This is a genomic window from Rhizobium sp. P44RR-XXIV (assembly GCF_001999485.2).
In the GTDB taxonomy this organism is placed as follows: Bacteria; Pseudomonadota; Alphaproteobacteria; order Rhizobiales; family Rhizobiaceae; genus Rhizobium.
Window position 1 is genome coordinate 262,723 of the sequence record NZ_MPVZ02000029.1, and the last position, 22,387, is coordinate 285,109.

Annotated in this window: 19 protein-coding genes, 2 pseudogenes and 1 riboswitch; of the genes and pseudogenes, 15 read left to right on the forward strand and 6 right to left on the reverse strand. The window is 60.2% G+C overall.

Translation table 11 applies throughout. The features are described 5' to 3' along the window. Positions 1-95 precede the first annotated feature (95 nt). From BSK43_RS27290 to BSK43_RS27305, 4 genes are read left to right on the forward strand one after another with little or no spacing between them, the layout of a single operon-like run. Positions 96-1,157: an ABC transporter substrate-binding protein gene (locus BSK43_RS27290; protein WP_077467897.1), complete on the forward strand. Its 1,062-nt coding sequence runs from the start codon at positions 96-98 to the stop codon at positions 1,155-1,157. Next, complete coding sequence (locus tag BSK43_RS27295; protein WP_077467898.1) at positions 1,154-2,188, forward strand: iron ABC transporter permease; 1,035 nt, start codon at positions 1,154-1,156, stop codon at positions 2,186-2,188. Before BSK43_RS27290 ends, BSK43_RS27295 begins: the two co-directional genes overlap by 4 nt. After that, positions 2,178-2,966 (forward strand): ABC transporter ATP-binding protein, encoded by a 789-nt coding sequence (locus BSK43_RS27300; protein ID WP_246662705.1) that lies wholly within the window; start codon positions 2,178-2,180, stop codon positions 2,964-2,966. The genes BSK43_RS27295 and BSK43_RS27300 overlap by 11 nt, the downstream gene beginning before the upstream one ends. After that, the gene (locus tag BSK43_RS27305) at positions 2,963-3,694 is read left to right on the forward strand and encodes a molybdate ABC transporter substrate-binding protein (protein WP_077467899.1); all 732 of its coding nucleotides are present in this window, start codon (positions 2,963-2,965) and stop codon (positions 3,692-3,694) included. Before BSK43_RS27300 ends, BSK43_RS27305 begins: the two co-directional genes overlap by 4 nt. A 14-nt stretch (positions 3,695-3,708) precedes the next feature. On the opposite strand, the gene BSK43_RS27310 is transcribed toward BSK43_RS27305, so the two are convergent. Continuing rightward, a complete protein-coding gene (locus BSK43_RS27310; RefSeq protein WP_077467900.1) occupies positions 3,709-4,599 on the reverse strand; it encodes a LysR family transcriptional regulator in 891 nt (296 codons plus the stop codon). A gap of 174 nt (positions 4,600-4,773) precedes the next feature. Here BSK43_RS27310 and BSK43_RS27315 point away from each other — a divergent pair, with 174 nt between their 5' ends. The 5 genes and pseudogenes from BSK43_RS27315 (at position 4,774) to BSK43_RS27335 (ending at position 10,027) form a co-directional block, all read left to right on the forward strand. Beyond that, a complete protein-coding gene (locus tag BSK43_RS27315) occupies positions 4,774-5,550 on the forward strand; it encodes a class I SAM-dependent methyltransferase (protein WP_077467901.1) in 777 nt (258 codons plus the stop codon). Between the two features lie 26 nt (positions 5,551-5,576). Next, on the forward strand, positions 5,577-6,203 hold the full coding sequence (locus tag BSK43_RS27320) for a pyridoxal 5'-phosphate synthase (RefSeq protein ID WP_246662706.1): 627 nt from the start codon (positions 5,577-5,579) through the stop codon (positions 6,201-6,203). Positions 6,204-6,273: 70 nt separating this feature from the next. Beyond that, positions 6,274-7,512 carry a DUF2325 domain-containing protein gene (locus tag BSK43_RS27325; protein WP_077467903.1) on the forward strand — a complete coding sequence of 413 codons (1,239 nt, stop codon included), beginning with the start codon at positions 6,274-6,276 and terminating at the stop codon, positions 7,510-7,512. Positions 7,513-7,665: 153 nt separating this feature from the next. Beyond that, positions 7,666-8,154 carry a peptide-methionine (R)-S-oxide reductase MsrB gene (gene msrB, locus BSK43_RS27330; protein WP_068394058.1) on the forward strand — a complete coding sequence of 163 codons (489 nt, stop codon included), beginning with the start codon at positions 7,666-7,668 and terminating at the stop codon, positions 8,152-8,154. A gap of 17 nt (positions 8,155-8,171) precedes the next feature. Next, positions 8,172-10,027 (forward strand): annotated as a pseudogene (locus BSK43_RS27335) (cytochrome c biogenesis protein DipZ). Positions 10,028-10,058: 31 nt separating this feature from the next. Here the strand turns inward: BSK43_RS27335 and BSK43_RS27340 are convergent. Then, positions 10,059-10,607 carry a cupin domain-containing protein gene (locus BSK43_RS27340; protein WP_068394056.1) on the reverse strand — a complete coding sequence of 183 codons (549 nt, stop codon included), beginning with the start codon at positions 10,605-10,607 and terminating at the stop codon, positions 10,059-10,061. A gap of 143 nt (positions 10,608-10,750) precedes the next feature. Here BSK43_RS27340 and BSK43_RS27345 point away from each other — a divergent pair. Next, positions 10,751-12,084, forward strand: a pseudogene (locus tag BSK43_RS27345) (aspartate aminotransferase family protein). Positions 12,085-12,125: 41 nt separating this feature from the next. On the opposite strand, the gene BSK43_RS27350 reads toward BSK43_RS27345, so the two are convergent. The 4 genes from BSK43_RS27350 to BSK43_RS27365 all read right to left on the reverse strand — a co-directional run bounded on the left by BSK43_RS27350 (position 12,126) and on the right by BSK43_RS27365 (position 15,985). Beyond that, positions 12,126-13,037: a BadF/BadG/BcrA/BcrD ATPase family protein gene (locus BSK43_RS27350; protein ID WP_077467904.1), complete on the reverse strand. Its 912-nt coding sequence runs from the start codon at positions 13,035-13,037 to the stop codon at positions 12,126-12,128. A gap of 12 nt (positions 13,038-13,049) precedes the next feature. Further along, positions 13,050-14,054 carry an SIS domain-containing protein gene (locus BSK43_RS27355; RefSeq protein ID WP_077467905.1) on the reverse strand — a complete coding sequence of 335 codons (1,005 nt, stop codon included), beginning with the start codon at positions 14,052-14,054 and terminating at the stop codon, positions 13,050-13,052. Positions 14,055-14,183: 129 nt separating this feature from the next. After that, positions 14,184-14,948: a GntR family transcriptional regulator gene (locus tag BSK43_RS27360; RefSeq protein ID WP_077467906.1), complete on the reverse strand. Its 765-nt coding sequence runs from the start codon at positions 14,946-14,948 to the stop codon at positions 14,184-14,186. Further along, positions 14,948-15,985 (reverse strand): Gfo/Idh/MocA family oxidoreductase, encoded by a 1,038-nt coding sequence (locus BSK43_RS27365; protein WP_077467907.1) that lies wholly within the window; start codon positions 15,983-15,985, stop codon positions 14,948-14,950. Before BSK43_RS27365 ends, BSK43_RS27360 begins: the two co-directional genes overlap by 1 nt. Before the next feature lie 187 nt (positions 15,986-16,172). On the opposite strand from BSK43_RS27365, the gene BSK43_RS27370 reads away from it, so the two are divergent. The 5 genes from BSK43_RS27370 (at position 16,173) to fdhA (ending at position 22,097) form a co-directional block, all read left to right on the forward strand. Further along, a complete protein-coding gene (locus tag BSK43_RS27370) occupies positions 16,173-17,438 on the forward strand; it encodes an ABC transporter substrate-binding protein (protein WP_077467908.1) in 1,266 nt (421 codons plus the stop codon). Positions 17,439-17,529: 91 nt separating this feature from the next. Next, positions 17,530-18,417 carry a sugar ABC transporter permease gene (locus tag BSK43_RS27375; RefSeq protein WP_136687300.1) on the forward strand — a complete coding sequence of 296 codons (888 nt, stop codon included), beginning with the start codon at positions 17,530-17,532 and terminating at the stop codon, positions 18,415-18,417. A gap of 12 nt (positions 18,418-18,429) precedes the next feature. After that, the gene (locus tag BSK43_RS27380; RefSeq protein WP_246662707.1) at positions 18,430-19,314 is read left to right on the forward strand and encodes a carbohydrate ABC transporter permease; all 885 of its coding nucleotides are present in this window, start codon (positions 18,430-18,432) and stop codon (positions 19,312-19,314) included. A 45-nt stretch (positions 19,315-19,359) separates the two neighbouring features. After that, positions 19,360-20,364 (forward strand): ABC transporter ATP-binding protein, encoded by a 1,005-nt coding sequence (locus BSK43_RS27385; protein WP_077467910.1) that lies wholly within the window; start codon positions 19,360-19,362, stop codon positions 20,362-20,364. A 115-nt stretch (positions 20,365-20,479) separates the two neighbouring features. Further along, positions 20,480-20,682: riboswitch (cobalamin riboswitch) on the forward strand. 224 nt (positions 20,683-20,906) lie between these two features. Further along, positions 20,907-22,097 carry a formaldehyde dehydrogenase, glutathione-independent gene (gene fdhA / locus BSK43_RS27390; protein ID WP_077467911.1) on the forward strand — a complete coding sequence of 397 codons (1,191 nt, stop codon included), beginning with the start codon at positions 20,907-20,909 and terminating at the stop codon, positions 22,095-22,097. The last annotated feature ends 290 nt before the right edge of the window (positions 22,098-22,387 follow it).

Below are 22,387 nucleotides of genomic sequence, written 5' to 3' on the forward strand. Positions count from 1 at the left end.
GTGGCCCCGGGGCGAGAGTGTGTTTCTGCAAGGTCGGAACCGTTGTATCCGCAAAAATATAATGATAGCGATTGGCACCGTTTCAGGAGAATTCCATGCGCCGCCGCCATCTGTCCTTCATTGCGAAAATTGCTATTCTTTTCGCCAGCTTGCTGTTTTCCGCGCCCGCCTGGGCCGACCGTGTCGTCACTGATCAGATCGGGCGACAGGTGCATATTCCAGATGCCGTGAACCGCGTCGTGATCCTGCAGCACCAGACGCTCAACATCGCCGTGCAGCTTGATGCGATGGACAAGGTGGTCGGCGTTCTCGACGAGTGGAAGAAGCAGCTCGGCGCCAACTATGTTCGGCTAGCGCCGCAACTGCCCAATCTGCCGATGCCAGGCGGGCTGACCAAGGTGAATATCGAAGAGCTGTTGAAGCTGAAGCCGGACGTCGTCTTCGTCACCAATTATGCGCCGGCCGATATGGTCAAGCAGATCGAGGATTCGGGCCTTGCCGTCGTGGCGATCTCGCTGCTGGACGTTCCGCCGGAAGAGGCGACGAAACTCAATCCTTCCGTCAAGGACGAGCCTGCCGCGATCGATGCCGGCTTTGCGACGGGCGTGCGGCTGATTGCTGACGTTCTCGGCCGCAAGGACAAGGGCGAGGAGATGATTGCGGTCACCAAGAAGACCCGCAAACTGGTTGCCGATCGTCTTGCCGATATTCCTCAGGACAAGCGCGTGCCCGTCTATATGGCCAATCCTGACCTCACTACCTACGGCCGCGGGAAATATACCGGCCTGATGATGGAGCGCGCCGGCGCCCACAATGTCGCCAGTTCGATCACCGGCTTCAAGCAGGTGACGATGGAAGACGTGCTGAAGTGGGATCCGGCCGTCATCTTCGTTCAGGAGCGTTATCCTGCCGTCGTGGATGATATCAAGAAGGCCCCATCCTGGCAGACCATCGATGCCGTCAAGAACGGCCGCATTTACCTGATGCCGGAATATGCCAAGGCCTGGGGTTATCCGATGCCGGAGGCCATGGCGCTCGGCGAACTGTGGATGGCGAAAGAGCTCTATCCCGAGCGCTTCAAGGACATCGACATGCAGAAGGAAGCCGACGCCTATTACAAGGAATTCTACCGCACCGACTATCGCGCGGCGCAATGAGCACCGACGCCCTTCAGCGGCGGGCACCGCGGGTGATCATTGCCGTATTGGCGATCCTCGTGGTGCTGGCTGCAGTCGTTTCCCTCGGCATCGGTCGTTATGACATTCCGTTTGTGCGGGTCGTGCAGATTCTCTGGGCGCCGATTTCCGCACCGGCGGTGCCGGTCACGCCGACGGAGGCCAATGTCGTCTTCACGGTGCGAATGCCGCGCATCCTGCTGGCTCTCCTGACCGGAGCAGGTCTCGCGCTGTCGGGGGCGACACTGCAAGGCGTGTTTCGCAATCCACTGGTCGGGCCGCAGGTGGTGGGTGTTTCCTCCGGGGCCGCTTTCGGCGGCACGCTTGCCATTCTCCTGAGCTTTTCGCGCTATGGCCTGCTGGCCTCGGCCTTTGCGTTCGGGCTCTCTGCTCTCATTGTCGTCTATGCGCTGAACGGTATCGTCGCGCGCCGCAACATCCTGGCGCTGGTACTTGCCGGTGTCGTGGTCAGCGGTTTCTTCGGGGCACTCGTCAGCCTTGTCCAATATCTTGCCGACACCGAGGATAAGCTGCCCGCCATGGTCTTCTGGCTGCTTGGCAGCTTTGCGACGGCCAACTGGGAGAAATTCTCGCTGGTGATCGGGCCGGTCGTGATCTGCAGCCTCTTATTGCTGGGCCTGCGCTGGCGCATCAATCTCCTGTCGATCGGTGACGAGGACGCCCGCGCGCTCGGCGTCAATGTCGAGCCACTGCGCTGGCTGATCCTAATATTGGTCTCCTGCATCGTCGCGGCGCAGGTTGCCGTCAGCGGCATCATCGGATGGGTCGGCCTCGTGGTGCCGCATATGGCGCGCATGCTCGTTGGCCCCGATCACCGCGTGATGATGCCGGCCTCGTTGCTGATCGGCGCGCTCTACCTGCTGATCATCGATACGGTCGCGCGCACCGTCACCGGCACCGAAATCCCGCTCGGAATCCTCACGGCATTGATCGGCACGCCCGTCTTCGCGCTTGTGCTGAAACAGACCCAGAGAGGCGCGCGTGGCTTCTGATCCGGTCAAGCTGCATATGACGAAGGCCAGCCAGTCCTATGACGGCGAGCGCTGGCAGTTCCGCGATCTCGACTTTGATCTCCGCGCCGGCGAGATCGTTGCGATCCTCGGGCCGAATGGTCGAGGCAAATCGACGTTGCTGCGCGTGTTGGCGGGTTTGCAGAAGCCGACCTCAGGTGCAATCCAGTTGAACGAACGCACCGGCTTTGTGCCACAGGAATTTTCCGGCTCGTTTCCCTATTCGGTACTCGATGTCGTACTGATGGGTCGTGCCCGCCACATTGGCCTATTTCAAACGCCGCGCAAGATTGATGTCGAGAAGGCGATGGAGGCGCTCGCTGCCACCGGCATGGCCGATTATGCGCCACGCAACATCGATGCTCTTTCCGGCGGCGAGCGTCAGCTCGTGCTGATTGCCCGGGCGCTGGCCGGCGAGAATGAAGTGCTGCTGCTAGACGAGCCGGCCTCGGCGCTTGACCTCAAGAACCAGGATGTGGTGCTTTCATTGCTCGGAACGCTGGCCGATAGCCAGGGATTGGCGATTGCCTTTACGACGCATCAGCCGAACCATGCCGTGGCTGTGGCCGACACGGTGCTGCTGATGCTCGACCAGGTCAAGGCAATGTTGGGTGCAACCGACGATGTGATGACCGAGGCCAATCTCGAAGCGCTTTATGGCATTCCGGTCCGGTCGGCGGCGCTTGGTACCGGTGAACTCATGGAGACCGCTTTCGTGCCGTTGTTCCGGCAAAGGGATAGGAAGGGAAATCATTCGTGAGCAATGCAGTTGAGGTTCTGTCCGCCGGCAGCATGCGGCACGCTTTCCCGCCGATCATCACCGCTTTTGCTTACGAAACCGGCATTGCGATGTCGCTCACACTCGGGCCGGCAGGGTTGCTGCGGGAGAGCATTGAGACAGGTACACACTTCGATCTCTTCGTTTCCGCTAACATGGCGCATCCGCGGCGCCTTGCTGCCATGGGCCTTACGGAAGATGCCGTATGTTTTGCGCGCAATCGGCTGTACGTACTTGCTCGGGCCGATCTCGGCCTCACCACAGAAAACTTTCTTGCTGTGTTGTCCGATCCGGCCGTGCGGATCGGCACATCAACGCCGGGTGACGATCCCGGTGGCGACTATGCCTTCGAGGTGTTTGATCTCGTCGAAGCCCGTCATCCGGGGAGGGGCGAGGCGATGAAAGCCCAGGCACGTCAATTGGTCGGTGGTCGCAACTCTCCGCCGACGCCGCCGGGCAAGGGTGCTGGCTATCTGATCACCGACGGCGAGGTCGACCTGATGATGAGCTACTCTTCGAACGCCCGTCTGCTGGTCGCCGATCCGGCCTTCGCTGTCGTCGATATCCCCGACGAGTTTCAGCCGCTCATCGAATATGGCGTTGTCGTTCGCCGGGAGGCGAGTGTCGACACCAGGCTTCTGCAGGATTTTCTGCTGTCGGCTCGTGGGCAGAGAATTCTGAGCGAGGCGGGCTTTTCTCCAATCGGCTAATCTATCCTCAAAGATCAGCCTCTCGGAGGGGTACTGGCACCCGCATAGGCCTCGGCCTCGCTGTGCAGCCACTCGCAGAAGAGAACCGATTTCCTGTTACGGCGGGCACGGCGCAGCGCCACATACTCGTGGCCGCTTTCGAGAAAGCCATAGGGTGCCGTTAGACGGCCGAAGCGGATGTCGTCGCTGACATAGGGCCAAGGCGCCACGCAGACGCCAAGCCCGGCGCTGGCGGCTTCGAGCATGAAATAGAAATGCTCGTATTCGACACGCGGACCGGTGGCGACCGCTCTGTCGGAGCGGGCGAGCCAATCACCCCATGCACGCAGCCGCGTCCGCGTATGGAGCTGCGGCAGGCCCTCGAACTCCGGCGTGGATTCGGCAAAGAGAGATGGCGAAAGCACTGCCCCCGTCTGTTCGGGAAACAGCGAGATGACATCGGCACCTCCAGGCCACGGCGCAGTGCCGACGCGGATCGCGACATCGAAGCCGTCGCGGCTGAAGTCGACAGGCTTTGACGAGGCAGAGAGGCGCACTTCTATATTCGGGTATTGTGCCTGAAAACGATAAAGGCGCGGGATAAGCCACCGCATCGTGAAGGTGCCGGGGCAGGATACGTCAAGCTGACCATCTTCGGTATCGGCCACTGAGCGCACCGACATGTCCATCTGGTCGAATGCCGTCGTCAGCCCCGAAAGCAGCGTCGCGCCACCTTCCGTGAGCCTCAACCTGTTCTTCGGCCCTTCGAACAGCGGAATGCCAAGCACGTCCTCCAGATGTTGTATCTGCCGGCTCACCGCGCTGTGCGTTACATTCAATTCCTCGGCCGCAAGGGTCATGCGGCCAAGCCGGCCGGCCGCCTCGAAGGCGCGCAAGGCATTCAAAGAGGGAATACGTCTGGCCATGTGCATTTTCCGAACATTGACTGTTCGATCATATCGATTTTCTTTCGCCAGAATAGCGTGTTTCTTGCGGTCGAAACGAACGGACAATGCGATTGCAGAACAATGACGTGATGATGCCACAAGCATTTTCACGCATGGCGAAGCTTTGCCCACAATGAGCAACGGAGACATGGAATGAACAGCAGACATCAGGATGGCAGCGCCGGCGACGCGAATTACGGTGTGATCGGAACGGGCTACACCCGCTACCGCCAGCCGGATCCTCATATCGCAGAATTCATCCGCCAGGCGCTCGGCGATGCGGCGACGGTCTTGAACGTCGGTGCGGGTGCTGGCTCCTATGAACCGGTTGATCGCGAGGTCACAGCCGTCGAGCCTTCGGCTTCGATGCGGGCGCAGCGGCCGGCGCATCTGCCCGTCGCGATCGATGGCACGGCGGAAAACCTGCCATTCCCTGACCAGGCATTCGACGCCGCCATGGCAACCTTCACGGTTCATCAATGGTCGAATCTCGAGCGCGGGCTCAGCGAAATGCGCCGTGTCACACGCGGCCCCGTGCTCATTCTGAGCTGCGACCCCGATCTGCTCGAACGCTCCTGGCTGCATGCCTATGCACCTGAGATGATCACCGTCGAAGCACGCCGCTATCCGTCCATGGCGGCCATCGTCAAGGGGCTGGGCGGCAATGCCGAGGTCAAGGCTGTGCCGATCCCGTTGAATTGCGTCGACGGTTTTGGCGAGGCCTATTACGGTCGGCCCGAACGGATGCTCGATCCCGGCGCGCGGCTGGCCAATTCGGCCTGGAGTTTTGTCGATCCATCGGTCGGCGAGCGTTTCGCCGCGGAGCTGGGCCGCGATCTGGCGGATGGAAGCTGGGACCGCCGCTATGGCGAGCTTCGCACGCAGCCCTTCTTCGAAGGGTCGCTGCGGCTCATTATCGCAAGACCATAAGGTGCGCGGTGAAGAATGAATTGCGCTTGCTGACATCATTGGCGGGACCGTTTCCCGCCTTCGATGTCGATCTTACCCCTGACGAGCCGCGCGAGCTGTTCTCCGATTGGCTTCGTGATGCGATCGCGGCCGGCATCCGGGAACCGCATGCGATGGTGCTTTCTACCGTCGATGAAAGTGGCGTGCCGGATGCGCGTGTTCTTATTCTGAAGAACCTCGATCATCGCGGTTGGCATTTCGCAACGACGGGCAACGGGCCAAAGGGGCGGCAGATCGCCCAGAACCCCACAGTGGCCTTGACCTTTTATTGGCCGGTGCTTGGGCGGCAGGTTCGTCTGCACGGGATGGCTCTGCAAGCCGAGGTCCATGAGCGCGATGCCGATTTTCGCGCCCGTGCGCCAGGCGCCAAAGCCGTCGCCATGGTCGGCAGGCAGAGCGAGGTTATGGGATCCCGACAGGAATTGGACGATGCGCTCTTCCTCCAGTCTCGCCGATTGCAGGAAGAGCCCGACCTTGTTTCACCGAGCTGGGCGCTCTTCATCGTCATGCCGCATGACGTCGAGTTCTGGCAGGGCGACAGCGAACGCCGCCATCATCGTTTGCGCTATAAGCGCGAAAAGGCCGGCTGGATCAAGGAGCAGCTCTGGCCCTGACAAGCGGGCTTGCCTGATGGGGGAAGACGCACTAGCGTAATATCCAGTGAAATATAACGCTAGTGCGGATATGTCAGTTCTGCTCAACCATAAACAGCCGCTTCCGCTCGCACTTCCGAATGCTGCCAAGCGATTGGACCAGCAACCGGCACCGGATCAGGCTGTGGCGGCAAAGAGCCAGCGACTGAAGACCTGGGATCTGGCACCGATGTTCCATTGCTCGATCGTTGGGACCTGTCTGACGACCTCAGAGCTGCGGCAAGTCCTTGCCAAGGTCGGAGATATCGATGCCAAGGTCGCGACCGACCATGCGCTGCACAGCCGCGGCGTCAGGGCCGCCGGCCAGCGCGATATCAGCGGCAAGCTGCTGAACAAGGCGCTTGATCGCCGCCATGAGCGCATTCTCAAGCAGTTTTCGAGGCTTTCTAGTCCGTCCGAAATCAAGGCGCAATGGAACAAGGCCGTCGATGAAGGCGACATATCGGGGGCATATTGGGCGGTTCTAAGCCATCCCGCGAGCGAACGCGCGCTTGTCAATGAGGTCTTTGGCGAGGTGCATATGCTCTCGCATCTGGTCGGCAGCTCCAGCCGGCTCGATCTGGCGCGCCTTCGCAAATTGCAGCTGGATATCGAAGCCAGGGATGAAAAGATCGCTCGCCAGGAGACTCGGCTTCAGACGGCAGCCACGGATCATGCGCTTTTGCAGAAGCGCGTCGATGAGCTGGAAGTAAGCCTGTTGAGGAAGAAGGCGATGACCGGCGAGCCCGCACCGATGGGCGCAGATCAGCGGCAGGAGGCAAGATTGCTGCAACGGCTGCAGGCTGCCGATCAGCGCGCAGATGAATATGATGACCGTCTTGCGGCACTGGAAGCAAAGCTTGCCGAGGCTGACAGGCGTGCGGTCGCGCTCGCAGAGGAGAACAAAGCGCTGCGGCGTGAACTGGAACTGCTCGAATCTGTCGTGACCATGCCCGATGCATCCGGCGCTATCCATTCGAACGAGCCTCAAGCGCTTCTTTATGTCGGTGGTCGTCCCAACCTGTTCGACCGGTTGCGAAAGCTGGCCGAGAGCCGGAACATCGATCTTGTGCTTCACGATGGCGGCGTTGAGGACAATCTCTCGCTGCTGCCGGCGATGGTCGGTCGGGTCTCATGGGCGATTTTCCCGGTCGACTGCATCAGCCATTCGGCCGCCGACATGGTCAAGCGCCTTTGCCGCGAAAATGAGAAGCCTTATCTGCCGCTGCGATCCGCAAGTCTGGCCAGTTTTGCAGCCGCGATTGCACAGCCGCTGGCTGTGGCGGAATAGCGGCTGATCACGTTTCGGTGTTTTCACTGGCATGTGTGTAACAAGATAGCGTTGTATCTCGTAGTTCATAACGACAGGACGTATGCGGTGCCGAAGAACAGCGGCTGGACGTTCTGCGCGTTGGCGGCCTATCCGCCCAGGGAGAAGAGTGCGATGCTGAACAGACGATTGTTACTTCTAACCGTTGCTCTTGGTGCCGTTGGTTGGCGATTGGGTATTGGCGGCACGGCAGCCAAGGCTGCCACGAGTTTCGCTGTGACCCATAGCGATGCGGAGTGGCACAAGATGCTGACATCAGACCAATATGCCGTGCTTAGGGAGGAGGGGACCGAACTTCCGTACACCAGCGAACTGCTGAACGAGCATAGGAAGGGCAATTTTGCCTGTCTTGGCTGCGAGCAGGACGCGTTCTCGTCAAACACGAAATTCGAAAGCGGCACGGGTTGGCCGAGCTTCTGGGCGCCGATCGATGGCGCTCTTGAATCGTCGCGCGACACGTCCTTCGGCATGGTGCGCACCGAGGTGCATTGCAGTCGTTGCGGTAGCCATCTCGGCCATGTCTTTGACGACGGGCCGAAACCGACCGGCCTGCGCTACTGCATGAATGGTGTTGCCATGAAATTCCATCCGGCTTCGGCCTGAAGATCAGAGACTGACCAATGATCCTGTTTATCCTAGCCTATCTCGGCGGCGTTCTGACCATTGTCAGCCCCTGCATCCTGCCGGTCCTACCGTTCGTGTTTGCGCGGGCCGGCCAGCCCTTTCTGCGTAGCACGCTGCCGATGCTGATCGGCATGGCGGCGACCTTCGCCGCGTCGCGACACTGGCTGCGCTCGGCGGTGGCTGGGCGGTCGAAGCCAATGAATATGGGCGTTATGCGGCGCTTGTATTGCTGGCGATCTTTGGCGTCATCCTCCTGTTTCCATCGCTTTCGGATTATCTGACACGGCCGCTGGTATCTCTCGGCGCACGCCTGTCGCAGTCGGCGGATCGTTCGAGCCGCAGCGGTGGCTCGGCGATCGCAGCCTCGCTGCTGCTCGGTGTTGCCACTGGCCTGCTGTGGGCACCTTGTGCGGGTCCGGTGCTCGGCCTTATCCTGACGGGAGCTGCCTTGCAGGGCGCAAGCGTCGGCACCACATTGCTGCTGCTGGCCTATGCGCTGGGTGCTGCTACCTCGCTTGCGCTTGCGCTGATCATCGGCGGCCGCGTCTATCAGGTCATGAAGCGCTCGCTCGGCGTTGGTGAGTGGCTGCGCCGTGGCGTTGGTGTCGCCGTGCTGCTCGCCGTCGTTGCGATTGCTTTGGGACTTGATACGGGTCTGTTGACGCAGGCTTCACTCGCCAGCACCGCTTCGCTGGAGCAGGGCCTGGTCGATCGCTTCCATCCGCTGAATCAAGACAAGCCTTCGTCCGTAGTCATGAAGAACGATGGCGGCGCGATGATGAGCGCCACCAATACCATGATGATGAGCGCCAAGCCCGATGCAGCGGCCGGGGCAGGAGGCTCCATGGCGATGGCGATGACGGCGAAGCCTGCCGTGGAGCAATTGCCTGTCGAACGTGCCGCTCCGTCGCTCGATGGCGCCGTGCAATGGCTCAACTCGGAGCCGCTGACCGCAGCCGGGTTGAAGGGTAAGGTCGTTCTGGTCGACTTCTGGACCTATTCCTGCATCAACTGCCTGCGCGCTATCCCTTACGTCGAAGCCTGGGCGCAGAAATATAAGGATCAGGGCCTCGTCGTCATCGGCGTCCACGCACCCGAATTCGCCTTCGAGAAGAATGTCGACAACGTCAAGAAGGCCATTGCGGATATCGGCATCACCTATCCTGTCGCCATCGACAACAATTATGCGATCTGGCGTGCCTTCGACAATGAGTACTGGCCGGCGCATTACTTCATCGATGCCAAGGGCCAGGTGCGCCACCACCACTTCGGCGAAGGTGATTACGATCAGTCCGAACGTGTCATCCAGCAACTGCTCGCCGAGGCCGGAAAGACCAATGTTTCCAGCGATATCGTCGCCGTAAAGGCGACGGGGGCGGAGGCTGCTGCCTCAAGCGAGGCCGATGTCCAATCACCGGAAACCTATGTCGGCTATCTGCGGTCGCAGAATTTCGTTGATGATGCCGGCACGGTGAATGACGCGGCCCATGACTACGTCGCGGCAACGCCTAAACTCAACGAATGGGGTCTTGCCGGCAACTGGACAGTTGGTGGACAGCAGGCAACTTCAAACGGCGCGGATACCAGCCTGTATTATCATTTCCACGCCCGCGACCTGCATCTGGTGCTTGGACCGGCGGCCGATGGAAAGCCCATCCGCTTCCAGATTACCATCGACGGCAAGCCGCCCGGGGATAATCACGGCGTCGACACGGATGCGAACGGCAATGGTGTGGTGACCGGACAGAGGCTTTACCAGCTCGTCCGCACCAGTGGTGCTGTCGCGGATCATACGTTCGAGATCAAGTTCCTCGATCCCGGCGCTCAGGCCTTCGCCTTTACCTTCGGCTGACGGCGATCGTCAGCGTCTCCCACGCCGCTCATCAGAAGCTGGGCGGCGTGCAGGCGCTGATGACCTCACATGGCACCGGCCCAACGCAGCGAAAGCGATGCGGCCGGCGGCTTTCGAAATAATAGGCGTCGCCCGGCCCGAGGATGCGCCGTTCATCATCGACGGTCACTTCGAGGCGGCCTGACAGAACGATGCCGCCTTCTTCGCCCTCATGCACCAGCGGCACTTTGCCCGTATCGGCACCCGGCTGGTAGCACTCCTTCAGGATCTGCAGGCTGCGGCCGAAGAGGTTCTCGCCGATCTGGCGATAGGAAATAGGACCCTTGCCGATCTCCACTAGTTCCTCGGCGGCGTAGAAGGCTTTCTTCGGCGTGTCCGGCTCAAACGCAAAGAACTCGGCAAGGCCGATCGGGATGCCGTCGAGAATGCGCTTCAGCGCCCCGACCGAAGGGTTGGAGGAGTTGGACTCGATCAACGAAATCGTCGAATTGGTCACCCCCGCGCGCTTGGCAAGCTCGCGCTGGGAAAGGTTGTGCGCCAGGCGAAGGTGACGCAGGCGATTGCCGATATCGACGGACATCATGGCCTCGGGTTTCAGGTGTTCGAAATATCGAAAACTTTACATCGAAATCCAATAATATCAATGTGTTAAATTCACATAGAAAAGGACTTGTTCGACAAGCGAAAATCACTGATGTCAATGGCAGCGTAATGGAGGCAACCATGGACAATATCACCCATCCCAACACCCCTGTTCTCGATAATTTCTGGATGCCGTTTACGGCCAACCGCCAGTTCAAGGCGGCGCCACGGCTGCTGGCTGCGGCCGACGGCATGTACTACACCGATGTCGACGGCAACAAGGTGCTGGATGGCACGGCCGGCCTGTGGTGCGTGAATGCCGGCCACGGTCGCAAGAAGATCGCCCAGGCGGTCGAGCGCCAGCTGGCGACGATGGATTTTGCCCCGACCTTCCAGATGGGGCACCCGATCGCCTTCGACTTTGCCGCAAAGCTTGCAGCGCACGCACCGGGCGGCCCCGAGGCAGGGCTTGATCGGGTATTCTTTACCGGTTCCGGTTCCGAATCCGTCGATACCGCGCTGAAGATCGCCATCGCCTATCAGCGCGCCATCGGGCAGGGCACCCGCACCCGCATCATCGGCCGTGAAAAGGGCTATCATGGCGTCGGCTTCGGCGGCATTTCCGTCGGTGGCCTCGTCAACAACCGCCGCGTCTTCCCGCAGATCCCTGCCGATCACATGCGTCACACGCTCGATGTCGAACGCAACGCTTTCAGCAAGGGGCTGCCGGCGCACGGTATCGAACTTGCCGAAGATCTGGAGCGGCTGGTGGCGTTGCACGGCGCTGAGACGATCGCTGCCGTCATCGTCGAGCCGATGTCCGGTTCCGCCGCGTCATTCTGCCGCCGAAGGGCTATCTTGAGCGGCTGCGGGCGATCGCCGACAAACACGGCATCCTGTTGATCTTCGATGAGGTGATCACCGGCTTCGGTCGTCTGGGCACGCCTTTTGCAACCGAGTATTTTGGCGTCATCCCCGATCTCGTCACGACGGCCAAGGGCATCACCAACGGCACCATCCCGATGGGTGCGGTCTTCTCCAGCCGCAAGGTCTATGATGGCCTGATGAACGGCCCGGAATACCAGATCGAACTGTTCCATGGCTATACCTATTCGGGCCATCCGGTCGCCTGCGCCGCGGGTCTTGCGACGATGGAAATCTATGAGGAAGAGGGTCTGCTGACCCGCGCCGGCGAACTGGCGGACGACTGGCAGAACGCTCTGCATTCTTTGAAGGGCCTGCCGCATGTTGTGGATATCCGCAATCTCGGCCTCGTCGGCGCGATCGAGCTTGCTCCGCGTGATGGTGCTCCCGGCACGCGCGCCTATGACGTCTTCGTCGATTGCTTCAACAAGGGGCTGTTGGTCCGAGTAACCGGCGATATCATCGCGCTGTCGCCGCCGCTCATTATCGAACGGGCCGAGATCGAAACGATCGTGTCCAAGCTCGGCGACGCCCTGAAACGTGCCGCTTGATACTTGCGATCTGGCCGGCCTGTTTGGGCCGGCCAGGTTATTCAGTGATCTAAGGACGCTGCTACCTCAAACGCCCGACGTGCGAGGAACACTGCACCCTCGACAGGCGCGATCGTCAGCTTGTGGATCCGCAGATGGTTATGCCGCGCGGATACGTGATGCTTGAAGGCTTCGAAGAGCGGCGGTTGATTGACGATGACGCTGCCGGCGACAACGACATCTGTTCCAACAGCACCTCGCGCCAGTAGTTGATCAACCAACGCTGCCAGATATTGCGCGCCTTCATCGATGACGCGGGCGGCCAGCACCGAACCAGCGGCGGCGGCGGCAAAGATGGCCGGGCAATGCGGCGCCCAATTGTCCGAAGTCGGCTCGTCATTGACCTTGCGTGTCAGCCGCTCGGCATCGGCAACTCCAAAATCGCTGATCAGCGCGCCGAGCAAACCGTCGTCGGGCTTGCCCTCATCAAGGGCGCGGAGTGCCGCGCGGGCGGCCTCGCGTACCAAGGCTGCGGCACCACCTTCATCGCCGATCACCGGCCCCCAGCCGCCGGTTGCCAGATGCGCACCGGAGGCGTCTTTTCCGACGCCAATCGCGCCGGTTCCGGCGATGATGCCGATGCCGTCGGGAAAGCCCGCGGCCAGCGCGATCAGGGAGGCGTCGTTGACGATGCTTGCGCGCAGGCCATGGCCGGCAAGAGCTTTCTGCAAGTCCTCTGCCGTCTCGGCGCGGTTGATGCCCTGGGCGCCGAAAGCCATGGCGGCGACGCGTGCGCCTGCCGGGATATGCGGCGTGATACGCTCCGCAATCCATTCAGCGGCCAGGTCGGCCGGTTCGGCGTCCCATTCACGGCTGTGCAGGACGGTGTCGAGGAGACGAGCGCCGTGGATATCCTCGATGACCAGATGGGTCTTGGTGCCGCCGATATCGAGCGCAAGCAGGCAATCCGTCATATCCGAGCCCCTTCAGGCGACTTTGGTATCGTTGTTTTCGAACACGAAAGCATCGGGATCGAGCCCTCGTGCGATCGCGGTTTCGACCGCAATGGTCTGCATGACCAATGCCTCGATAATAGGACGCTGCGTCGGCGTGAGGGAGGGGATGGCGATATGCGCCAGGTGGTTTTCCTCATCGATATCGAGCGGGCTTACGAGAACGACGTCGTGACCGGCGCGGGCGAGCTTCTGAGCAAGCTGTAGTTCGCGCTCCTCGCCGAAGATGATGTGCACGCCCTGGCCCGCGGATTCCATCGCGCCGTGCAGATATTGGCGTGTGGACATGCCCGTCGATGGGATGCGCGCGATCTCGCGCAGCAACAGGGAGCCGACCTCAGCCGAGCCGACCGACGGCGCGGCTCCGACGCAATCGACATATTGGGCTGTTTGCAGCGGGACGATCAGGTTGGCTATCCGGCTCGCGAGGCTTTTCTCCACAGCGCGAAGAGCATCGGAAACCGCCGGCCAACTGACATCGATCGATCCGCCATCCCAGGCTTCGGCGATCATGCCGAGAGCAGCGATCGTCGCGGTATAACCGATGGTGGAGGCATAGCTGTCCGGGATATTGCCCAGCGATATGCTGACGGCGGAGGTTGCCTCGATCGGCGAATCTTTGGCGTTGACGACGGAAAAGCGCAACCGCTCTTCGACCGTATTCAGCGTCGCCAGCGTTTCCGAGCTCTTGCCGCTCTGCGAAACGCCGATCAGAGGATGGGAGGTGGCAGGGAAGGGGAGCGGGTGCTCGCCGGCATTGAGGCGCCAGCTGTGAATGGCGCGGCTCCTCAACGTCCATACGGCAGCGGCACTGGCGGCAAAGCTTGCGCCGATGCCGAGGAATATGGGGCCGGGACCTTGAAGGACGCCGCGGCCTTGCAAAAGCTCAATATCTGCTGAAATCGCAGCGATGGCTTTGGCCAGAGCATCGGCCTGTGCGGCGCGGGCTTCTGCGAGCGGGATATATCCTTTGGGCAACTGGTCTCTCCTTGCTTATAGACAAAACGAGGCCTTCCACTGGCGCAAGGCGCCAGCGGCAATCCGTCGTCGATTGTTGCGAAGGCAGGCTTCACCCTGCCATGGTTTTGATACTTCCTTCCCCCAAGCCTATCCGCCTGTCTTGACGCGGCTGAAGGAGGTCCGAAGGCGATATCGATCGCCGGCATAACGTATGGTCGAGGATATCAGCGGCTTTCCGGCGCTATCTTCGATGAGCTGATACATGGTGAGGATCGGCATTCCGGCCTCGATCCCCAGATGCTTGGCGGTCACCAGATCCGCCTCCTGCGCCTCGATCGTCGATTCTGCCCGGCTGAGTTCGATGCCGGCATCGCTCATCAGGCGAAAGAGTGAGGCCGAGCCGAAATCCGCTGACGAAAGGTTCAATTCGCTCAGGGCTGGGAAATAGGAACTGTCGACAGCAACGGGTACGCCGTCGAGCTTACGGATACGCACGAGGTGAAACAGCCTTGAGCCCGGGGCGATCGAAAGCTCCTCCGCCTGATCGAGCGTGGCCGAGGCTTCCTCGGCCCTCAGGACTTCCGACGATGCCTTGAGGCCGAGCCTTGCAGCGGTCTCGCTGAAGGACTCCAGCGTCTGGGGGAATTCCTGATGGGCCTCGGCCGCCACATACCAGCCGCGGCCATGGGAGGACACCAGCACACCGCTGCTGACCAGGCTCTGCAAGGCGCGCCGCAACGTCACGCGGCTGATCGCCAGTCGGTCGATCAGATCGCGTTCCGGCGGCAGGCGGCTGCCCGGCGAAAGTTTCCCGGCTGTGATCTCTCGGGTAATCGCCTTGGCAGCCTGCTGCCAGAGCGGTTCGGGGGAGTCCGATTGAAGTGGGGCGACTGCGCCGTCCATCCTGACCATCAGCTTATCGTCACCTTTTCCCACATTTTCGTCCGCATCGAACGGTAGCAGGCGTCCAGGATGCGGTTGACCACGACGCCGTCCTCGAAGGTTTCCACTGGCTGAGTTCCAGCGGCAAAGCAATCAACAAAGTGGCGCATCTGTTGCGAGAATCCATAAGCACGCGTTTCCTCGGGAACGGGATAGACCCAGCCGGTATCGGCATTCGCCTTTTCCACAAGATATCCGACCGGCTTCTCAATGAAACCCCAGACCGGACCGACGGAACTGTCGGTGACGATGCGGCCGGCCGATCCCACAAGTTCATGGCGCAATTGCATGCCGCCTTTTTCGATCCAGGAGGATTCGATCGTCGCGAGCTGGCTACCTGCGAATTTCAACAGAGCGATTGCCGTATCCTCTCCGGTCGTCTTGTCGGAATGGGCAAGCGTTGCGCCCCAGGCCATGACCTCGACGACCGGATTGTCCTTGCCGAAGAAATGCCGCGCTGATTCGACCGTGTGGCAGCCCATGTCGAGCAGGGCGCCGCCGCCCGCCGTCTCGGCGTCCCAGAAATGCGGGGCATGCGGTCCCGAATGTGCCTCGCGCGCCCGCATGGTCAGTAGATCGCCAATGCCGCCGGCCTGCACCATCTGGTACGCCTTGGCGATATTGGGCGAAAAAACCGAGCTTTCGGCGTAGCCATGCCATATGCCGGCCTCGATCACCACCTTCAGCATTTCGGCGGCTTCCTTTTCGGTGCGCGCGAGCGGCTTGGTGCAGATCACGGCCTTGCCGTGACGGGCGACGATCCTGACGGCTTCGAGATGCACTTCGTTCGGTAGCGCGATGACGACCAGCTGTACGGCCGGATCGGCGCAGAGCGCGTCCATATCCTGATAGGCCGTAACGCCGGGTCCCCATTTCCTGGCAAGCTCGGCGGCGCGCTCGCCATTGCGCGAATAGCAGGCCACCAGCTGGCCATTACGCACGTCGAGAAGCGCATCCGCATAGCAATCGCTGATGAAGCCCGACCCCAAGATCCCTACGCCAATCATAAAAACTTCCCCCTGGATACCAATATCGCCAACCGTCACATGCGACAAATGAATACCACATAAGACAAAAATGGAAAGAGAAAAAACTTCTTGTCACATATTGTATTGAGATGTATCTTTTTATCGTTCATTGCGAGTGCCAATCGGCGCTGCGCAATCCAAGCACAAAAAGAGGGGAGCATTTCAGATGCGTTCGAAGCATGCATGCATCAAGGGCGCCGTCGCGTCGCTGGGCCTGGCACTTATGGCCGGCAGCGCGTTTGCCGCGGATCCCGTGACGATCAAATTGGGAAGCTGGCGCACGGAGGATATTGCCGTCTGGCAGGACAAGCTGCTCCCGGCCTTCGAAAAGGAGCATCCGGAGATCAAGGTCGAATTCGCTCCGATCAATACCAATGAATACAATGCCGCCATCCAGTCGCAGATCGACGCCGGCGCTGGTCCGGATCTGATGACCTGCCGGCCCTTCGACGTGAACCGCGAATGGATCCGTCGTGGCTATTTCGAGCCGCTGAAGGATTTCGCTCCGATCAAGGATTTCAGCGATACATCGAAGGCGGCCTGGGCTGATGCCAAGGGCGAGCCCTTCTGCCTGCCGATTGCTGCGGTACTCGCCGGCTTCTACTACAATGTCGATATCTTCAAGGAGTTGGGCATTGAGCCGCCAAAGACGGCGGATGAATTCACCGCAGTCCTTCAGAAGATCAAGGACAACGGCAAATATACGCCGCTCGCCTATGGCTCCGCCGAGAGCTGGCAGCTTGCCTATAACGGCCTCTACAATATCGGTCCTTCCTATTGGAAGGGCGAGGAGGGCCGCCAGGGTCTGATCAACGGCACGAAAAAACTGACCGATCCGGATTTTGTCGCCGCCTTCAAGGCCTTCGCCTCTTGGCGGCCGTTCATGCCCGATGGTCAGGCCAGCCTGCAATATGCCGACATGACGCAGCTGTTCACGATCGGCCGCGCGGCAATCCTGCCCGACGGTTCCTGGAACATCAATCAGGTGACAGCAACCGGGCTGAATGTCGGCGTCTTCGGTCCGCCGACGGCGACTGCCGATGGCAAGCGCTATCTGCAGGAAATGCCCGATATGGCAATCGGCCTCAATGCCGCCGGCAAACACAAGGATGCCGCCAAGGTATTCCTGACCTGGCTTGCCAGCCCCGCGTTTCAAGAACTCTATGTCAATGAGGCTCCCGGCTTCTTTGCCATGGGCTCAAAACCGGTCACCTACAAGAACGAATTGGCGCAGAAATTCGCTGATCTGAAGAAGGGTGCCGAGCTTACGCCGCGTCTCGCGCTTGATCGGCTCAGCGCCGGCAACCCGCCGCTCGACGACGAGATCTGGCGTGTGCTGCAGGTCATGATGACCAGCGACAAGCTGACGCCCGATACCGCCACCGCCGAGCTGCAGAAGGGCCTCGACTCCTGGTACAAGCCACAGAAGTAAGTCTCTTGGGTCCGCGTGTTGTCCTTCGCGGGAAGACATGCGGGCCTTTTTCGCATCTACGACGTTCATACAGGAATGGGAGGCCTTCCGAGTGATACGCCCAACAACCGCGCGCATCAGCTTGGTGCTGTTCGTTTTGCCGGCTCTGACAATTTATGTCGCCTTTGCCGTGCTGCCGCTGGCTCTTTCCATCCTGATGAGCTTCTTCGATACCAAAAGCTCCACGGGGCGTATCTTTGTCGGATTGCAGAATTATTATTATTTATTCACGCATCCCGTCACCAGTGCCCGCTTCTGGAACGCGCTGCTGAACAATATCGAATACTTCGCAATCCATCTGATCGTTGAGGTGCCGATCGGCCTGTTGATGGCCGCACTATTGACCTCGGGTCTGCTGCGCCGTTCCGAAGGCGTCTATCGCACGCTGCTCTTCATTCCGGCGACGCTCTCCGTCGTCATTGTCGGCTTTATCTGGCGGTTGATTATCAATCCACTCTGGGGTCTCGTGCACTTCCCATTGCTCGGCAATGAACTGACGGCACTGCCGACGATCTCGCTGATGTCGGTCTGGCAATATGTCGGCATTCCCATGATCTTTCTTTACAGCGCCTTGCTTGCGGTGCCCGAGGATATCGTCGAGGCCGCCCGCATCGATGGCGCCAGCAACTGGCGCATTTTCTGGGGCATCAAGTTTCCGCTGATCGCACCGCAATTCGGCCTGATCGTCATCCTGACCTATATCTGGACCTTCAACGGTTTCGACCTGGTCTTTGCGCTGAATGGCGCAGCACCCGGCCCGAACTACAGCACCGATATTCTCGGCACGCTGTTCTACCGCACCTTCTTCGGATCGAGCGGACAGGTCGCCGACATCGACCTCGGTGCAACGGTTGCGACGGTGATCTTCCTGATCATCCTTGTCGTGACTGCGATCTATTTTTGGCTCGTCCAGCGCCGCCTGAAGCCCCACCAGATCTGAGGAGGATCAGGCATGACCATGACATTATCTGACGACAAGGCCGTACACACCGCACGCAAAAGCAAAGATGGGCGGGCATGGACCGCTGACCGCATCGTTGTGCATGCGTTGCTGATCTTCTTTGTCCTGCTGGCCATCGGCCCGATCCTTCTCGTCATCATGAATTCGTTCAAGACGACACCGGCGATCTTCGGAGGCCCGTTCGATCTGCCGACGACCAAGACCTTCGGCATCGATGGCTATCTGCGCGTCTTCACGCGCGGCAACTTTCTTCTGAACTATCAAAACAGCCTGATCGTCACGGTGGTTACGATCGTACTCACGATCGTAACCGCGACGCTCGCTGCCTACGGCCTTGTGGAATACAAGGTGCGGCTCGCGCCCGTGCTTGCCGGGTTGTTCATCGTCGGCATCATGTTGCCGATACGCCTCGGCACGGTGCCGATCCTCGAGATCATGATCTCCTGGAACCTGATCGATACATTGACCGCGTTGATCCTCGTCTATACCGCGATGAGCATCCCGATCGCGGTCACCTTGATGGTCGCCTATTTCCGCACGGTTCCCACCGAACTGAAGGAGGCGGCACGCATCGATGGCGCCGGCGAATTCCGCACTTTTCTGATCGCGCTTCCGGTCGTCAAGCCGGGGCTTGCTGCAGTGGCGACGTTGACGATGCTGCCGGTCTGGAACGATCTGTGGTTTCCGCTCGTGCTGGCGCCCAGCAAGAGCAATCAGACTGTTACGCTCGGCGTCCAGCAGTTCGTCGGCCAGTTTCTGAGCGACTATCCGGCGCTGCTTGCGGCGCTGACGCTCGGCGCGGTGCCTTTGATCCTGCTCTACGTGATCTTCTCGCGGCAGTTCATCAAGGGTCTGAGCCAGGGTGTCGGCAAGTAGCACCTCGCATCGTCATCCTCATAAAATTTTGAAGTGGAGTACCCCATGGCCGATGTCAAAATCAGCAATCTCTACAAGCGCTATGGCGCGGTCGAAGTCCTGAAGAACATCAATCTCGATATCAAATCGGGCGAGTTCGTTGCTTTCGTCGGGCCTTCCGGCTGCGGCAAGTCGACCCTGTTGCGCTGCATCTCCGGCCTGGAGCAGATTTCCGACGGAACGCTCGAGATCGGCGGTAGGGTCGTCAACGATATTGGTCCCTCGCAGCGCGGCATCGCCATGGTCTTCCAGTCCTATGCGCTCTACCCGCACAAGACGGTCTACGACAACATGGCCTATTCGCTGCAGCTGCAGAAGCTGCCGAAGGATCAGATCGAGAGGATGGTCATGGCGGCAGCGGAAAAACTGCAGCTCGTGCCTTACCTGAAACGGCTGCCCAAGGCCTTGTCGGGCGGCCAGCGCCAGCGCGTCGCCATCGGCCGGGCGATCGTCCGCAATCCGAAGGTCTTCCTGTTTGACGAGCCGCTCTCCAATCTCGATGCTTCGCTGCGCGTGCAGATGCGCATCGAGATAGCCCAACTCAACAAGAACCTTTCCGACACTGCGATGATCTATGTGACCCACGATCAGGTCGAGGCCATGACCATGGCGGACAAGATCGTCGTGCTGCGGGACGGTATCGTGCAGCAGGTCGGTTCGCCGCTGGAGCTTTACGAAAACCCGCAGAACCTCTTCGTCGCCAAGTTCATCGGCTCGCCCGAGATGAATTTCATGACGGGCGAGGATGCCAAGGCTTATAAGGCCGAGACCGTTGGCGTCCGCCCGGAGCATCTGACCATAGAGCAGTCAGGCGGGGTATGGTCGGGCACGGTCATGCACTCGGAAAACCTCGGCTCCGACTCCTACATCTATATCGATATGGGTGGCTTGAAGCCGGTCATCATCCGCCAGGAAGGCAAGTCCGACTATCGGGCCGGCGCGCGTCTTTCCTTTTCGCCGAAAGGCGATCGCTACCATCTCTTCGACGCCGGCGGACACCCGCTCTCCTGAGAGTTAGCTCAGGGCCAAAATCCGGCCCGGACGGCAATGCGAGACGAAAACGCTTCATGTCGTCCTACAGGGCGCTGATGTCGTTTTCCTGTGCGCGCCACATCACCGGGCGTGATCTTCTGGACATGTTCAAGGTGCCATCCGGATAGAGTCCGGATGGATAATTGGGAAACCGGTGATAGGCCGGTGCTGCCCCCGCAACGGTAGCGGACCGAAAGTCTCGACCAATGCCACTGGTCTCTTGACCGGGAAGGTGTCGAGGCCATCCAGAGGGATAGGTCCGAAGCCCGGAAACCAGCCTTGACGGTAGACTCGATTGATCGCGGAGGGTGATCGGGAGGCGAAGGGAGGGGCCGCAAGATCACTCCGTTCACGTCTCGCCATATCGCATCAGTCATGGACGTGCCGGACAGGGCGCCGCCGATGCGGTCGCCGTGACCGATTTGCTGCTGTTCAGCCCGTTGAGGAGCGGGCCGATCCGAAGATGCCCATGAGGAATTGTGGGCAATGATGATCAAGCGTTAAACCAAGGAGGAGATGGCATGACTGGGAACAGAGGCGTGGTCTATGTGCGGCCTGGCAAAGTCGAGGTTCGCGATATTGACGACCCGAAACTGGAGGCGCCGGATGGCCGCCGTATCGAGCATGGCGTGATCCTGAAGGTGATCTCCACAAATATCTGCGGATCAGACCAGCACATGGTGCGCGGCCGTACGACAGCCATGCCGGGCCTGATACTCGGGCATGAAATCACCGGACAGGTCATCGAAAAGGGCATCGATGTCGAAATGCTCGAGATCGGCGATATCGTCTCCGTGCCGTTCAACGTGGCATGTGGCCGTTGCCGTTGCTGCAAATCGCAGGATACTGGAGTTTGTCTGACGGTGAATCCGGCGCGCGCCGGCGGCGCTTATGGCTACGTCGACATGGGCGGCTGGATCGGCGGTCAGGCGCGTTACGTCACAGTGCCTTATGCGGATTTCAACCTGCTGAAATTCCCCGATCGCGATCAGGCTCTGGCGAAGATCCGCGATCTCACGATGCTATCCGATATCCTGCCGACCGGCTTTCACGGCGCCGTTCGTGCAGGCGTCGGCGTAGGGTCTACGGTCTATGTCGCGGGCGCTGGCCCCGTCGGTCTGGCCGCTGCTGCTTCTGCTCGCATCCTGGGGGCTGCTGTCGTCATGATCGGCGATTTCAACAAGGATCGGCTTGCACATGCGGCCAATGTCGGCTTCGAGCCCATTGATCTCTCCAAGAGTGATCGTCTTGGCGACATGATCGCGCAAGTCGTCGGCGTCAACGAGGTGGACAGTGCCATCGACGCCGTTGGTTTCGAGGCGCGCGGTCATGCGGGCGGCGAACAGCCGGCGATCGTGCTCAATCAGATGATGGAGATCACGCGCGCGGCCGGCTCGATCGGCATTCCCGGACTCTACGTCACGGAAGATCCCGGCGCTGCCGAGGCTGCGGCCAAGCAGGGCAGCCTGTCGCTGCGCTTCGGGCTTGGCTGGGCGAAGGCGCAGTCGTTCCACACGGGCCAGACACCCGTCATCAAGTACAACCGGCAGCTCATGCAGGCGATCCTGCATGATCGGTTGCCGATTGCGGATATCGTCAATGCCAAGATCATCTCGCTCGATGATGCCGCCCAAGGCTATGAGAGCTTCGATCAGGGCGCTGCGACGAAATTCGTCCTCGATCCGCATGGCGATCTGCTAAAGGCTGCCTGAGCGGCCTGAAGCACTGCATCGTCATATAGTGACAACCGACAAGCATGATGCCGGGAACCGAGAAAACCTCTCGGTTCCCGCTGTCGTTTCAAGCAGCCGGTCATGAGTTTGCCGAACAACGAACTGACAGATGCGCGCCACTTCAATGCGAAATCATCCAGGTGCACCTTGCAGATCTCATGATGTATGGATGCAGTAGAAGAGGAGGGTTTCGGACCGCCGCATCTGCTCGGTAGCCTTCTTGCGTCTTAGAGGGCGCTGCAGAGTGTGGAGAAAAAGATCAACGAGAC